Here is a 14,760-nt window from a genome sequence, read left to right on the forward strand (position 1 = left end):
CCCTGCTCGATCAGCGCCCGCGCGGCGCGCACACCGTCGGCATCGGTGATCGAATCCAGCAGCGTCCCATCGGCGTGCGCGCCGCACAGCCGGATCGAGCGCGGTCCACGGGCGCCCGCGTAGATCCGCGGCGGCGCGAGCGGCGGCCAATCCAGCGCGACCTCGTCGAGCTGGACGTAACGACCGGAGGTGGTGACCCGTTCGCCGGCGAGCAACGCGCGCAACGCGTCCAGATATTCGCCGAGCAGCGTGACTGGGGACTCGACCCGTGCCCCCACTTGCCCCATCCAGTCCTGCACGCCGTGCCCGACGCCGAGCTGCACCCGATCGGGGAACAGGCGATAGAGCGTGGCGGCCTCCATCGCGGTGAGCGCCACGTTCCGCAGCGGCACCGGCAGCAGCCCGATACCAACACCCAGCCGCTCGGTCCAGGCCAAAGCCGCTGCGGCACTGGCGATTCCGCTCTCCAGGAAGCAGTCCTCCCAGAGCCAGAGCTGCTCGAGCCCGGCCGTCTCCGCGGCCATGGCCACGGCACGCAGCCGTTCCGGCGGATTCTGTGGGCGAAATACGGCACCGAGGACAGTCATCCCACCATTCCTACCCGCCGGGTCCGACAACGCGCGAGATTCGCGGCCGCGTCAGCGCCCGATATTTCGGAATCTCTCAGGTTGACCCACGATGATGTGGCCGTGGCCCGACCACGCGGGGACGAGTTTCCAGATCTACCATCGTGGCGGCAGGTACCGGCAGTCGAGCGAAAGGCGTGGTGAACGCACGGTGAGCAAGAACCCGGGTGGGAAAAAGAACCCGCTGCTGGCGGCGGATCGCGCCGACCGCAACCGCAAGATCTTCATCCAGGTGGCCGTGGCCGCCGTACTGGTCGCGCTCATCGCGGCGATCGGTATCGGTGTCGCGGTGAAGAAGGCCCGCAGGGACGACCCCGGGCCGAGCCCGGCCATCGCGGCGGCCGCGAACCAGAACGCGTCGGGCATCACCGGAACGATCACCGACAACGGCGCCATCCGGATCGGCAAGCCCGACGCGAAGGTCACCGTCCGGGTCGTCGCCGACCTGCAGTGCCCCGCCTGCAAGGCCTTCGAGGAGGCCAACGGCAAGGTGCTCGACGAGGCCGTGCAGAACGGCACCGCCGTGGTCGAATACAACGTGATCGCGTTCCTGGACAAGGCCTCCAGCACGCGTTACTCGACGCGCGCGGCGAACGCCTCCTACTGCGTCGCCGAGGCGGATCCGTCGAAGTACGTGTCCTGGGTGTCGGCGATGTTCGCTCAGCAGCCCGCCGAGGGCGGCGCGGGCCTGACCGACGACAAGCTGGTCCAGATCGCGAAGACCGCGGGCTACCCGGATTCGGTGGCGAGCTGCATCACGGATGTGAAGTACGACAAGTACATCCAGGCCCGCACCGATGAGGTGCTCAACAGCGGCATCAAGTCGACCCCGTCGGTCTTTGTCAACGGCAAGCAGATCCAGTCGAGCCAAGAGCTCATGGGACCCGGCGGCCTCGCACCCGTGATCGCCGCCGCCGCGGCGCAGTGATCACCGCCCCGCCCCGGGCCGCCTGGATACTCCTGATCGCCGGGCTGGCCGGCTGGCTGGCCTCGGTGGCGCTGACCGTCGAGCGGTTCAAGCTGTTCACCGAGCCGGGCTACACCCCGTCGTGCAGCATCAATCCGATCCTGTCCTGTGGCTCGGTGATGGTGACCGAGCAGGCCGCGGTGTTCGGATTCCCGAACCCGCTGATCGGCATCGTCGGCTTCTCGGTGCTGGTCACCCTCGGGGTGCTTTCGGTGGTCGGGTTGGGGTTTCCGCGATGGATCTGGGGCGGGCTGTGGCTCGGCCTCGCGGCCGGGGTCGGCTTCGTCTGCTGGCTGATCTTCCAGAGCCTGTACCGGATCAACGCGCTGTGCCCGTACTGCATGGTGGTGTGGGCGATCATCACCCCGCTGCTCGCGGTGGTCACCGATCAGCTCTGGGGCGGGTCACGCGGCCCGCTGCGGGTGCTCGCGGAGTGGCGCTGGACCATCGTCGCGCTGTTCTACGCGGTGGTGCTGTTGCTGATCTTCCTGCGGTTCCAGGATTACTGGCTCTCGCTGGTCTAGTTGGGCGTTCCCAGCGCGAGCACCAGGGTGACCGTGCGACGGCCGCCTGCGGGGTCGATGACCTCGAGCTGGATCGTGTCGTGCGGCTTGTGCACGTTGATCGCCGCGTGCAGCGCACGGGCCGAGGTGATCACGCGACCGTCCACGGCCGTGATCACCTCGCCGCGCGCGAGTCCCGCCGCGTAGGCGGGTAGCCCGTAGAGCGCCAGATCTATCCGTGCCCCACTCGGTTTCGCGTCCGTGGTCAGCACGCCGAGGGTCGCCGTCGGGCCGATGTGCACGGTGTCGGTCGGAATTCCGGAACGGATCTGCTCGACCACCCGCATAGCGGTATCGATCGGCACCGCGTAGCCGTTCGGCGGCCTGGTCGTCGCGCGCTCCGGGTCGCCCGACGCCGCGGCGATCACCCCGACCACCGCGCCCTCGCGATCGGCCAGCGCGCCGCCGGATTGTCCCGAGCTGACCGCCGCGGCGACCTCGAGCATCCCGGTGAGCGGCTTGCGGGACAGGTCGGCGGAGTTCAACGCGACGATGGTGCTGTCCAGATCGGTGAGGGTGCCCTGGATCGCCGTCGGCGTGCCGCCGAGCCCGCCCGCGTTGCCGATGGCCAGCACCTCGTCGCGCACCCGCACGCCGGCCGAGCTGCCGATGCGCGCGGTGACCAGATCGGCCGCGCCGGACAGCGCGAGCAGCGCGATATCGACACCGGCGTCGTAACCGAGCACGACGGCGTCGTAGGTGCGTCCGTTGCCGACATCGGTGACGCTCACCGTGTCCGCGCCTTTGACCACGTGATGGCTGGTCAGCACCTGACCGTCGGGGGTGAGCACGATGCCCGAGCCCGCGGCGCCGAGCCCGAACGGCGCGGCCGACGCGCTGATATCCACCAGCGCCGGGTCCACCACGGCGGCGACGGCCAGCGGGTCCAGCGGCGGCGGGGGCTGCTCGATGATCGGCGCGGCGAGCTCGCTCGCCCCGGTCGGCCAGCCCGGCAATTCACCCCGGTAACCGAGGAATCCGGCCACGGCGAGCAGCGCGGCGACGATCATCGCCAGCGCGCGGCCCCCATACCGTTGCTCATTCATCGCACTCCGCCTCGATGCCATGCGAATTCCATTGTGGCCGGAGATCTTCACCGTAGATCGAAATCGGGTCGATGACCGCCGCTGCCCGCCGAAATACCCGCGTGTTCGTAATTCAGGCGTGTCCGTTATGTGTCATGTTTGGCAAGTACAGGCATGCGGCGGTAGGCATGTATGCATGAGCGAGCGCAGCGAGCGACCAAATAACACAGCCCCACTAGTGGGCATGCCGGAACCGAGCGCTAGCGAGGTGCAGGCATGACCTCTGCTGCTGCGTACGCTGTTTCCACCTCTGATGGCGCATTCGAGAAGGTGACGATCGAACGCAGGGACCTGGGTCCGCGTGACGTGCTGATCGACATCAAATTCGCGGGTATCTGCCATTCCGATATTCACACCGCGCGCGACGAGTGGGGCGGCACCAAGTACCCCTGTGTACCGGGTCACGAGATCGCCGGCCTGGTCGCGGCGGTGGGGTCCGAGGTGTCCAAATATCAGGTCGGCGACCGCGTCGGGGTCGGCTGCATGGTCAATTCCTGCGGTAAGTGCGGACCGTGTCTGGCCGACGAGGAGCAGTACTGCACCCGCGGCGCGACCATGACCTACAACACACCCGTCGATCCGGCCGTCCAGCCCGGCGGGTACACCATGGGCGGATACGCCACCCAGATCGTGGTGACCGAGAACTTCGTCGTCGGCATCCCCGAGGGGATCGGGCTCGACCAGGCCGCACCCCTGCTGTGCGCGGGCGTCACCCTGTTCTCGCCGCTGCGGCACTGGAACGCCGGGCCGGGCAAGAAGGTCGCCATCATCGGCATGGGCGGCCTCGGGCACGTCGGGGTGAAGATCGCCGCCGCGCTGGGCGCCGAGGTGACCGTGCTCAGCCACTCGCTGAGCAAGCAGGACGACGGCAAGCGGTTCGGCGCCAGCCACTACTACGCGACCAGCGACCGGCAGACCTTCCGCGAGCTGCGCGGCCGCTTCGACCTCATCCTCAACACCGTCTCGGCCGACCTGCCGATTGATGACTACCTCAAGCTGCTGAACCTGGACGGCACCCTGGTGATCCTCGGTCTCCCGGAGAACCCGATGAGCGTCAAGCCGTTCACCATCGCGGGCTACCGGCGCTCCCTGGCCGGGTCGATGATCGGTGGCCTGGCGCAGACCCAGGAGATGCTGAACTTCTGCGCCGAGCACGGCATCGGCGCGGAGATCGAGGTCATCTCGGCCGACGAGATCGACGGCGCCTACGACCGCGTGGTCGCCAGCGACGTCCGCTACCGCTTCGTCATCGACGTGTCGACCATCTGAGGTAAGACCGCCGAACTGGTCGACCGGTCCGATCACCGAAACGGACGCGGGACGGCGACGTATTTCCGCGGATACCTTCCAGATCCACGCAACTTTCCGGCACTCGGAAGAAATGGATCTGGCATGGACATGGTGCGATCGCACACGAATCTCGGGCTCTTCCTCATCGACGAAGAATCGGGCGCCGCGATCGCGCGGCACCCGGTCTACGCCGAGGTGGTGGTGTCGCGGTGCGGCGGTGGATCATCCACCCTCGACGACGGGACCGCGAATTCGGCGTCCGGCGAATCGACGGACTGCGAGTCCGAGATCGAGTGGGCCGCGCCGCTCGGTGTGCTGTGGACCGACCACGTCGGGTATGTGTCCTTCGATCTGACCCGGTTGCCCGCGCCGGTCAGCCGTCGGCTCGACAACACGGTCTCCGTGCGCCGTTACGGCGCGGCCGCGGTCGCCGATACGGGCGAGGACGTCGACAGCGACGAAACGATGACCATCCGCGCGCTCGCCTACGGCGCCGCCGAATGGGTGGACGTGCTCGATCAGAACCGGTTCACCGCGGGTGCGGTGGTCGGCCGAATCGTCATGCCGCCCGCCGGGCTGGCGCCGCCGCATTACGAGGGCGGGATGGCGACCATGCAGAATCCCAATCTCACCGACTGGCAGCTGTCACCGTCCTCGTTCGCCACCAACCCCAACCAATTGGTCGGGGAGAACGGCTGCGAAAACCTGTACCCGGCCACCCTGTCGCTGCACGAATTCATTACCCGCCAGGTGGTCCGGCTCAGCGACGATCCACCCGGCATCACCATCCCCGAGCCTTATCGTGCGGCCTACATCGACGAGTACAAGGTCACCTGGAGCGCCCTCGGGCATTCGCTCGGCGAGATCCTGTACAGCCTGCCGCTGGCGCCCGGCGAATCGGTGAAACTCGCCATCCTGGACTGGTCCTGGGACAGCCTCACCCGCCGGGACGAGCAGACCAAGCTCACCGAGGACGTGCTGCACCGGACGCACCGGGACCGCACGATCAGCGAGACGGTGCAGGCCGGGCTGCGCGAAATGCAGCACGGCTCCAACTTCATGGGCGGTGTCGCGCACTCCGGCGGCGGCAGCGGCAGCGCGAACGTCGGCGTCGTCGGTCTCGGCGCCGCGGTCGGCGATGCCTGGAGCATGGGCGGCAGCACCGCGACCAGCGACGGCAGCCGCGACCTGACCGCGGAGAATGTGCAGCGCCTCAGCGACAGCTTCAGTCAGGCGAGTTCGGCGCTGCGCGAGATCAATTCGACGGTGGTGGTGCAGGCCAGGCAGGAGCAGCACGAGTCGATCCAGACCCGCACCTTCTCGAATTACAACCACGCGCACACCCTGACCATCCTGTATTACGAACTGCTGCGGCACTATCGGGTCGCGGTGCAGTGGGTGCGCCGCCGCCCGGCGGTGCTGGTCCGATACCCCGCGCCCATCACCGATTTCGACGACGCCCAACTGCTGCGGCACCGTGCCGTCCTCGAGCCGGTGCTGTTGGACCCGGCCCTCGCGCCGGGCTTCGCGGCGTTGGCGAAGAAGGATCTGGTCGCCAAGAACCAGCTGCTGCACGGCGTCGACCCGGCCACCTTGGACCGGCCGCAACCCCAGTTCTGGGAGGGTGATCTGCGTTTCGGTCTGTTCGAGTTCTACGTCAAGCCCTCCGAGGGCGGCGGGGACACCACCGACCAGCAGGTGATGCTGAATCTGATCCTGTTGGACGGCAACAATGTGGTGCACCGCCCGCTGCTGCTCGAGTGGGAGAAGGGGGATCTGACCCGCAACGTCAATACCGCTGAGCGGCTGAACGATACGGCGACGGCCAGCTTCATCTCGAAGCCGGACCAGCCGGTGCCGTGGCGCGACCTGGTCGGGTTCGAGTTCGTGCTGCACGAGGACAACAACTGGCGGGCGGATCGCTTGGCGATCAACGCCTTTCATCCCGGTGGCGCCATCGCACTGCTCGATAACGTGGATGTGGACCTGTTCTTCCGGCAGAACGGCTCCTCCAACACCGTCACGTTCATCCGGCGTCCCGGCCCCCGCCCCGCCGATCTGCCGCCGACCTGGTCGCCCGCCAAATCGCTGACGCCGGAGGAGTTTCAGCACGCCCAGCGGCTCATCGACCACGTCAACTCGAACAACGCGTACTACAACCGCGCCGTCATGCTCGCCACCCGGACCGCGGATATCAGCGTTGCCTTCGAGACGATGCCGTGGGCGGACGGCAAGTCCCTCGCCGACGTGGCCGTGCCGACACCGCTCGAGGTTTTCGGCAACCATGTCGCGTACCCGCTGACGGCGGCGGGGACCGTCGTCATGGACCCGCCGCCCGAGGCGCAGACCGAACGCCTGATCACCATGCCGACCCGCGGCGTGTTCGCGGAAGGCAAACTGGGCCACTGCAATGTCGCGGAGGAGATCGACAACACCCGCTTCTGGAAGTGGGAAGAACACCCGATCCCCATCCAGGCCCCGGAGATCGCGCCCGTCGTGCCCACCACGCCGACACCGGTCCCGACCAACCCGACGCCGACGCCGTTCCCGCAGTCGCTGGTCAACGTCGTCGCGCCGAGTCCCGCACCGGATCCGGTGGGGCTGGCCGCCGCATTGCAACTGCTCGGCACGCCGGGCATCTTCCGGGACATGTCCGGCCGCGCCGAGGTCGCCGATCTGCTGAAGAAGCTGTCCGACAACACGATCTCGATCGCCGAGGCCGCCACCAAGGCGCGCGAGATCCAATCCAAGTACGGCAGTTCCGGCGCGGGCACCGGCGACGGATCGACGGCCGCACCGGCCGCCGGGCTCGGCGCGGGGCGCACCTCGCCGAGTGACCGCTCGTCGACGACCACCCAGGATCTGCAGGACTTGCAGCACGTGCTCGGCAATGCGCAGGCGAAGAACCTGATCACGGCCGAGGCCGCGAAGGAGGCGTACGCCAAGGCACTACGGGGCGCCTACGATCCCGACTATACGAACGCCTCGACCCGGAAACCCACTGCCGCAGTGCCGATTACGGCGGCGACCGACGCGCAGCTCGGTCAGGCGGCGGCCGTCGAATTCTTCGACGCCACCGACATCGACAACTACTTCCTCGATGTCACGGGCAAGACCTTCGCGGGTTGGTTCACCGCGACCCTGGCCGGGCGGGGCAGTTGGGGGCCGCTGTCGATGTCGATGGACACCGACACGCTCTCCCGCTTCGCCGAGGCCTGGAATGTCTTCCCGCCCATCATCGGCACCGACCGAGGTGTCGGCGTCAAGGGGATCACGCTGCCCGAATTCGCCACGCTGATGGCCAAATTCCTGCACGAGACCGGTGGCAAGCTGCAGTTCCGCGGCGCGGAAATCCTTGGGGGATATGGTCATCCCGGCCTGTCCTATGCCTTCGACTCCTTCGTCATCGAACGTCCCGGCGAGTCGCCGTTCACGAAGGGTTCCTACAACATCGGCAACGGCAATCACACCGCGCACTTCTGCTTCCACGATCCGATCTACCTCGCGGCGTTCGGCACCCTCGCACCTACCGATCAGGCCGTGCGCGACCGCACCGAGTGGAAGGGAACGATCTGGCCCGCCGGGGTGCCGACATCGATCGACAGCTCGACGGCGTTCCTCCAGGAGGCGGACTTCTACAAGTTCCGCGGCCGCGGCGCCATCCAGTCCACCGGGCGGGTCGCGTATCTACCGATTGTGAACTTCGTGCGCACCTACGCGGGCGACGATGCCCGGGTCACCGCCGTCAAGGAGCGGTGGACGAACCTGGCGACCACTCTCGCCGCCCAGGGCATCAACCTGGCCAGCGACGACGACTTCGCCACCGCGTCGAGCAACGCCGACTGGGACGCGCTGTTCGGCACGGTCACCATCCAGGCGGTCGCCATCCGCGGTCACAACAACCTGGCGGGCAAGCACTATCTGCCTATGTCGAACAGCGCGCCGGTGCTGCGTGGCACCGGCCGCGGGTCTGCCTACTTTGTCGCGGTCGCGATCGCGGGGAGCGGGAACAGGTCCTACGGCAACGACGTCCGTCAGCGCATGCTCGAGTTCATCGGCACGCTGTGGCGGACATCGCTTCCGTCGGCTGGTTCGATCGAGCTCTGATCCCCGCCGGGCCCTGGGAAGCGGGTTCCCGGGGTCCGGTGTCGTGCTGTAGCGGGCACCTCAGTGCGGAATGCGGGGTGAGATCGAATCGGGTGGGTACGTTGGCGATGTGGCTTCGGACGAAGACGACAACGCGACACCGCCCGCGGTGGCACCCGCCGGGGAGGCCGTGGTTACCGCGGAGATGACGACCACTCCGCCGCCGTGGCTGCTGCGGGCGTTCCTGCTCGCCGCGGCGACGGTGGCCGGGCTGTTCGCGGGCTTCTGGGCGCTGACCCGGCTGCAGGGCTTGCTCACCATTCTGCTGGTCTCGCTGTTCCTGGCCTTCGCCATCGAGCCTGCGGTGAACTGGCTGGCGCGCCGCGGTATGAAGCGCGGGCTGGCCACGGGCGTGGTCTTCCTCGTCCTGATCGCGGTCGTCGTGGGTTTCTTCTGGACGCTCGGCTCGCTGCTCATCGATCAGGTCACCGCGCTGGTCAACAATGCGCCGCAGTACGCCGACCAGGGCATCGACTGGATCAATCACACCTTCAAGACGAACCTGTCCGGCACCGACATCGAGCGATATACCAGCGACTGGAGCAAGTATCTCGAGGGGGCGGCCGGAAACGCCTGGGACATCAGCACCCGGGCGGTCAGTGTGGTCTTCCAGTCCCTGGGCGTGTTGCTGTTCACCTATTACTTCGCCGCCGACGGCCCGCGCTTCCGCAACGCCGTGTGCTCGCTGCTGCCGCCGCGTAAGCAGCGACATGTGTTGCGCGCCTGGGATATCGCGGTGGAGAAGACCGGCGGCTACATCTACTCGCGCGGGCTACTCGCCCTGGCTTCGACGGTGGCGCACTATGTCGCGCTGCGGGTGCTCGATGTGCCGTCGGCGTTCGCGCTCGCGCTGTGGGTCGGCGTTGTCTCGCAGTTCATCCCGACCGTCGGTACCTACCTGGCCGGCGCGCTGCCGGTCATCGTCGCGCTGGTGCACGACCCCTCCGACGCCGTGTGGATCCTCGGCTTCATCGTGGTGTACCAGCAGTTCGAAAACTATGTGCTGCAACCGCGAATCACCGCGACCACCCTGGACATGCACCCGGCCGTCGCCTTCGGCGCGGTGCTGGCCGGCGCCGCGCTACTCGGCGCGACCGGTGCGCTGCTTGCCATTCCGGTCACCGCGACCGTGCAGGCCTTCTCCGGTGCCTACATCCGGCGCTACGAGGTGCAGACCGACGTGGATGTGCGCGCGCCGCTGCCGCCACCGCCACCGAAGCCCCATCGAAAGTGGGCTCGCCAGTTGACCATCCGGTTCACCGGAGCTGAGCGACCGAAGGACGAGTAGCCGCGCACCGGCGCAGCTGCTCGACCAGCGCCGAAGCGATCTTGCCCATTTGCGCGCGGCTGTGCTGCGCGGTGTCGTGCTCGACCTGGATGGTGAGCCGGTCGCCGACGGTGAAGACGGTGAGCTTCGGCGGCATGCCCGGACCCATCGCGAAGACGTCGTCGCGCACGTGCCCGATACCCGGCGGTGTCGAATGTGCCGGCAGGCGGCCGATATTGGACATGGCCAGGGTGGGTGCCGCGGCGAACGCGGCGGCCGTCGCCGGGTCGGTGACGCGCTGCGCGGCCAGCAGGAATCGGCCCGCGTCGCGCCGCGCCACCGCGGCCTGCATACCGGTCGTCACCAGCAGACCGAGATCGATCGGGTGGTGCTCCGGCCCGACCTCGGCGGGGGTGCCGACACCGGACGCGACGTTCAGCATCGTGCTCGCGGGCAGCGGCGGCACCAGCTCGTTGCGCAGATCCATGGCGTGCCCGCAGATCAGCGGCAGGGCGCCGGTGGCCGGTTCGAGCTGCGTGCGCCAGGCCACCAGCGCGGCGCCGCAGAGCACGCTGTTCACCGAGATGCCGTGCGCGCGAGCGGAATCGACCAGCGCGCCGGTTTCGGTGCTGTCCAACTCGATGCGCCGCACCGCGAAACGGCCGAGGGGATTGTCGCCGCCGTCCCCGTCGCAGGGCAGCGCACGCGGCGCCGTGGCCGGGTCGATCATCGTCACGCCGGCTGCGGCGAGTTCGAGGAACTCGGCCACCTCGGCGTCGGAAAAGACCTCGGCGAGGCGGGTATCCATCGCCTCGGGCAGCGACTGATCCGAGTCATCCACCGGCAGTGGGCTTCCCGCGACGTGCGCGGTGTAGCGCCGCCACAGTTCCGCGAGGAGCGCGAAAGCCGATCGGCCATCGGCGATTCCGTGATGGATGGTCAGCACGATCTGCTGACGCTCACCGGCCCGCAAGAGGTGAGCGCGGAACAAACCGTCGGTCCAGTCCCGCGGGCCGTTCACCAGCCGCAGATAGTCGGCCTCGTCACCGTCGGTGACGTCCAGGCGCGGGCGGTAGTCGTCGATGCGGCGCAGGTACATCGTGCCGTCGGGCTCGGTGATCACCCGGCTGCGCAACATCGGGTGGACGGCGGCCAGCTCACCGAGGACCCGGCGCAGCAGCTCGGGGTCGAGCGCGCCGTGCACGGTGGAGCCGATGTACAGCGGCATGCCGCCGGCGGGGACGCTGCCGAGCTTGGTGTCCGTGCCGAAGAACGTGGCTTCAAATGGGGAGATGGGGCGCTGTGCGGTCATGCCGTCGAACATACGCATGTTTCAAACACTTGTCACAAACAAATGTATGAAACACTCGTCACAAACACCCGTATGCCCGGCTGCTATCGTGCGAAGGTGGGAACCCGAGACGACCTCCTCGCCGCGGCCAAGCAGTGCCTGGCCGAACGCGGCTACGCCCGCACCACCGTGCGCGACATCGTGGCCGCCTCCGGCACCAACCTGGCCGCGATCAACTACCACTTCGGCACCCGCGACAAGCTGCTCAGCCAGGCCATGATGGAGTCGAGCGCGACCGCGGTGCAGGCGATCCTCGACTCGCTGCCCGCCGACGACACCGCCGATCCGGCCGTCCGCATTCGAGCATTCCTCGAGCAACTCATCCGCTCGTTCACCGAGGAACGACTGCTCTGGTCCGCCAATATCGAGAGCTTCGTGCAGGCGCTGCACTCCCCCGAGCTGCGCGCCGAACTCGGCACCGCGCAGGCCCGTGCGCGCCGAGCGCTTTCGCATGTGGCCGACAGCGCCACACCCGATCCCGCCATCGGCGCGGTGGTGCAGACCCTGATCGGCGGCCTGCTCGTCCAATGGCTGATCGACCCCGCCAACGCGCCCTCCGCCGAGACCATCGCGGCGGGTCTGCGCGCGCTGGCCGCGGCGGCCGACCCGGACTGAGTACACCGGGTAACCGCCCGGCGAACCCACCGGCCCGTGCTACCGTTCCCGCCCGTGCCGTTCACCGATGCTGGAACGATGGCGATTCTGCTGGCGCTGGTTTCGATGTGCTCCACGCTGTTCGGCGGTTTCGTCGCGGTGCGCATCGGCGACCGCAGACACCTGGTGCTCGGCTTGGCCGCAGGCGTGATGCTGGGCGTGGTCTTCTTCGACCTGCTGCCGGAGGCACTGGAACAGTCCGGTCAGCACGTCCTCGGGGTGCCCGCCGCGCTGATCGCCGCGGTGGTCGGGTTTCTCACCATCCACGTCATCGAACGCGCGGTCGCCGTGCACACCGGGCACGAGCAGGAATTCGGCTCGCACACACACGGTTTCGAATCCGTCGGCCTGCTTGCCGCGTCCGGCTTGATCTTTCACAGCCTGCTGGACGGCTTCGGCATCGGCCTCGGCTACCAGGCGGGCGCCACCGTCGGCGCCGCGGTGGCGATCGCGGTCATCTCGCACGACTTCGCCGACGGCTTCAACACTTTCACCATCTCGACGCTCTACGGCAGTGCGCGCAAGCGGGCGCTGACCCTGCTCGCGCTGGACGCCATCGCCCCGGTGGTCGGCGCGGTCCTCGGCACGCTCATTCAGGTCCCGGACGGCGTAGTCGGGCTCTACCTGGGGTATTTCGCCGGGTTCCTGCTGTACCTGGCCACGGCGGACATCCTGCCGGAGGCGCACGCGGTCCACCCCTCCCGACTCACCTTGGCCTGCACCGTGACCGGGGCGGGCATCATGCTGCTCGTCGCCGCACTGAGCCACTGAGCATCGACGGTTAGCAACCAGAGTTGACTATCTGCAATTTAGTCAACTAAGGTTGCCCACATGCCCACCCCAGATATCCCCGATTCCGGCGACCCCGCCGACCGGCTCGCGGCCGTGGTCGCGTTGCGGCGCTTGGCCGATCAACTGGAGGACGCCGCCGTCGAAGAGGCCATGCGGACGGGCTGGAGCTGGCCGCAGGTCGCCGAGGCCCTCGGCGTCACCCGGCAAGCGGTGCACAAGAAGCACGCCAAGCGGCTCATCGCCGCGGGCGTCAGCCTGAGGAGGCGATGATGATTCTGACCGCATTCGACGAATACCTGCACACGGTCCTCACCGAGGGCAGCAGTGAGGCGCAGCGGGATGGCTCGGCGACCGTCGAGGCCCAGCACCTGCTGCTCGCGATCGCCGCGCAGCAAGGCACCGCGCCGCAACGTGTCCTGGCCGCGGCCGGGCTGGATCACCAGGCGCTCCGTGACGCGCTGCACCGCGAGTTCGAGCACAGCCTGAGCGCGGCGGGAGTATCCCTGGCCGGCCTGGACGTGCCGCGCGCGAAGGGCTACGGCAAGGGTGCCCCGAATGTCGGCGCGTCGACCAAGCTCGCACTGGAGCGCGGGTTCGGTTCCGTTGCGCGCAAACGAGATCTGCGTCCCGCGCATGTGCTGCTCGGCATTCTGCGAGCCGAGGTCGGGACGGTACCGCGCGCGCTCGCACTGGCCGGCGTGGACCGGACCGAACTACAAGCCCAGGTCCAGCACACGCTCGGGGAAGCGTGATGACAGCACATCCGGAGGTTCAGCAGCTGCTGGACGAAGCAGTACGCGAGCGCGGCCTGCCGGGCATCGTCAGCGAGATCCGCGACAACCAGAGCCGCTGGTTCGGTGCGGCGGGGGTGGCCGATACCTCGACCGGCCGTCCGCGGGCCGAGCACGAGCAGTTCCGAATCGGCAGCGCCACAAAAGCGTTCACTGCGACGGTGGTTCTGCAACTGGTCGCCGAGGGCAGGCTGAGCCTCGACGACACGGTGGAGCAGTGGCTACCCGGACTGGTCGCGGGCAACGGCAACGACGGCAGCGCGATCAGCATTCGGCAACTGCTCGACCACACCAGTGGGCTGTTCAACCACACCGACGACGAACAGGTGCACTCCGGCGAGGGCTGGCGGCCCGAACAGCTGGTCCGGATCGCGACGACGCACCCGCCCTACTTCGCCCCAGGCACGCACTTCCGATACGCCAACACCAACTACCTGCTCGCCGGACTGCTCATCGAGCAGGTGGCGAATGCCCCACTGGCACAAGAGATCACCCGCCGGATCTGCGAACCCCTCGGCTTGACCGGAACCTACTGTGCAGGCACCGAGACCGAGATCCGCGGGCCGCACCCCCGCCACTACTCGACGTTGTTCGACCCCACCCCGGGCGCCGGGGTCCACGACATCACCGAGCTCGACCAGACCTGGGCCGGCGCCGCAGGCGACATGGTCTCGACCACCGGGGATCTCCAGGTCTTCTTGCACGCACTGCTGACCGGGCAGCTACTGCCACCCGCCCAGCAGCGAGAAATGTGGACCACCGTCTCCACCGCAGGCGCGGAGTGGCTCCCGGACACCAGGTACGGCTGCGGCGTGTTCGAACAACAACTGCCCTGCGGCGCAACGGTTTACGGCCTCTCCGGAGCCACTATGGGCTCGTGGACCTGGGCGATGGGCAGCCGAGACGGCGAGCGCATCGTGGTGACGCACACCAACGGCGACTGGAACGACCCGCTGGAGGTCTTCCTCGCGGTGCTGGACACCCAGTTCCGCGCCACCGCGCCGTCCGCGCACTGAACGACGAAGGCCGCCTCCCCGTAATGGGAAGGCGGCCTTGATCTTTCAGCTAGTGAACCGCTCGCTTACGCGCGCGCGGCAGGAGCCTGCTCACGAGTCGCCCGAGTGCGCGGCGCGGCGCCACGGACCGGACGGGCCGCGGAACGGCCCGCGTTGTCGAAGCCATGGGCTGCGGCGCCGTTCGCGCCACGCCCGTTCCGGCTGCGCGACTG

13 protein-coding genes are annotated in these 14,760 nt (G+C 68.2%); 10 read left to right on the forward strand and 3 right to left on the reverse strand.

Annotated features, from left to right (window positions below; genetic code table 11):
• A partial coding sequence (locus tag NN4_RS42860; protein ID WP_147143717.1) for an LLM class flavin-dependent oxidoreductase occupies positions 1-587 on the reverse strand: 587 nt, incomplete at its 3' end.
• A 190-nt stretch (positions 588-777) separates the two neighbouring features.
• Here NN4_RS42860 and NN4_RS42865 point away from each other — a divergent pair.
• A complete protein-coding gene (locus tag NN4_RS42865; RefSeq protein WP_240772433.1) occupies positions 778-1,554 on the forward strand; it encodes a DsbA family protein in 777 nt (258 codons plus the stop codon).
• Entirely contained in the window at positions 1,551-2,117 is a 567-nt protein-coding gene (locus tag NN4_RS42870; protein WP_147143720.1) for a vitamin K epoxide reductase family protein, read from the forward strand. Before NN4_RS42865 ends, NN4_RS42870 begins: the two co-directional genes overlap by 4 nt.
• Here NN4_RS42870 and NN4_RS42875 read toward each other — a convergent pair.
• A complete protein-coding gene (locus NN4_RS42875) occupies positions 2,114-3,202 on the reverse strand; it encodes a S1C family serine protease (protein ID WP_147143724.1) in 1,089 nt (362 codons plus the stop codon). The two genes, NN4_RS42870 and NN4_RS42875, sit on opposite strands and share 4 nt — an antisense overlap.
• Positions 3,203-3,457: 255 nt before the next feature.
• On the opposite strand from NN4_RS42875, the gene NN4_RS42880 reads away from it, so the two are divergent.
• The 3 genes from NN4_RS42880 (at position 3,458) to NN4_RS42890 (ending at position 9,965) form a co-directional block, all read left to right on the forward strand.
• Positions 3,458-4,510, forward strand: a complete 1,053-nt coding sequence (locus NN4_RS42880; RefSeq protein ID WP_147143727.1) for an NAD(P)-dependent alcohol dehydrogenase — start codon at positions 3,458-3,460, stop codon at positions 4,508-4,510.
• A 123-nt stretch (positions 4,511-4,633) separates the two neighbouring features.
• Positions 4,634-8,638, forward strand: coding sequence for a hypothetical protein (locus tag NN4_RS42885; protein WP_147143730.1), 4,005 nt, complete (start codon positions 4,634-4,636; stop codon positions 8,636-8,638).
• Between the two features lie 109 nt (positions 8,639-8,747).
• Positions 8,748-9,965 (forward strand): AI-2E family transporter, encoded by a 1,218-nt coding sequence (locus tag NN4_RS42890; RefSeq protein ID WP_147143733.1) that lies wholly within the window; start codon positions 8,748-8,750, stop codon positions 9,963-9,965.
• Here the strand turns inward: NN4_RS42890 and NN4_RS42895 are convergent.
• Complete coding sequence (locus tag NN4_RS42895) at positions 9,934-11,256, reverse strand: phthiocerol/phthiodiolone dimycocerosyl transferase family protein (RefSeq protein WP_186818903.1); 1,323 nt, start codon at positions 11,254-11,256, stop codon at positions 9,934-9,936. The two genes, NN4_RS42890 and NN4_RS42895, sit on opposite strands and share 32 nt — an antisense overlap.
• 96 nt (positions 11,257-11,352) lie before the next feature.
• Between NN4_RS42895 and NN4_RS42900 the strand changes: the two genes are divergently transcribed.
• The 5 genes from NN4_RS42900 to NN4_RS42920 all read left to right on the forward strand — a co-directional run bounded on the left by NN4_RS42900 (position 11,353) and on the right by NN4_RS42920 (position 14,548).
• The gene (locus NN4_RS42900; RefSeq protein WP_147143737.1) at positions 11,353-11,910 is read left to right on the forward strand and encodes a TetR/AcrR family transcriptional regulator; all 558 of its coding nucleotides are present in this window, start codon (positions 11,353-11,355) and stop codon (positions 11,908-11,910) included.
• 78 nt (positions 11,911-11,988) lie between these two features.
• The gene (locus tag NN4_RS42905) at positions 11,989-12,720 is read left to right on the forward strand and encodes a ZIP family metal transporter (RefSeq protein WP_107659623.1); all 732 of its coding nucleotides are present in this window, start codon (positions 11,989-11,991) and stop codon (positions 12,718-12,720) included.
• Positions 12,721-12,780: 60 nt separating this feature from the next.
• Positions 12,781-13,011, forward strand: coding sequence for a hypothetical protein (locus NN4_RS42910; RefSeq protein ID WP_147143740.1), 231 nt, complete (start codon positions 12,781-12,783; stop codon positions 13,009-13,011).
• The gene (locus tag NN4_RS42915) at positions 13,011-13,493 is read left to right on the forward strand and encodes a Clp protease N-terminal domain-containing protein (protein WP_246181421.1); all 483 of its coding nucleotides are present in this window, start codon (positions 13,011-13,013) and stop codon (positions 13,491-13,493) included. Before NN4_RS42910 ends, NN4_RS42915 begins: the two co-directional genes overlap by 1 nt.
• Positions 13,493-14,548 carry a serine hydrolase domain-containing protein gene (locus NN4_RS42920; protein WP_147143743.1) on the forward strand — a complete coding sequence of 352 codons (1,056 nt, stop codon included), beginning with the start codon at positions 13,493-13,495 and terminating at the stop codon, positions 14,546-14,548. The genes NN4_RS42915 and NN4_RS42920 overlap by 1 nt, the downstream gene beginning before the upstream one ends.
• Positions 14,549-14,760 lie beyond the last annotated feature (212 nt).

The sequence above is a fragment of the Nocardia ninae NBRC 108245 genome, from assembly GCF_007990755.1.
In the GTDB taxonomy this organism is placed as follows: domain Bacteria; phylum Actinomycetota; class Actinomycetes; order Mycobacteriales; family Mycobacteriaceae; genus Nocardia; species Nocardia ninae.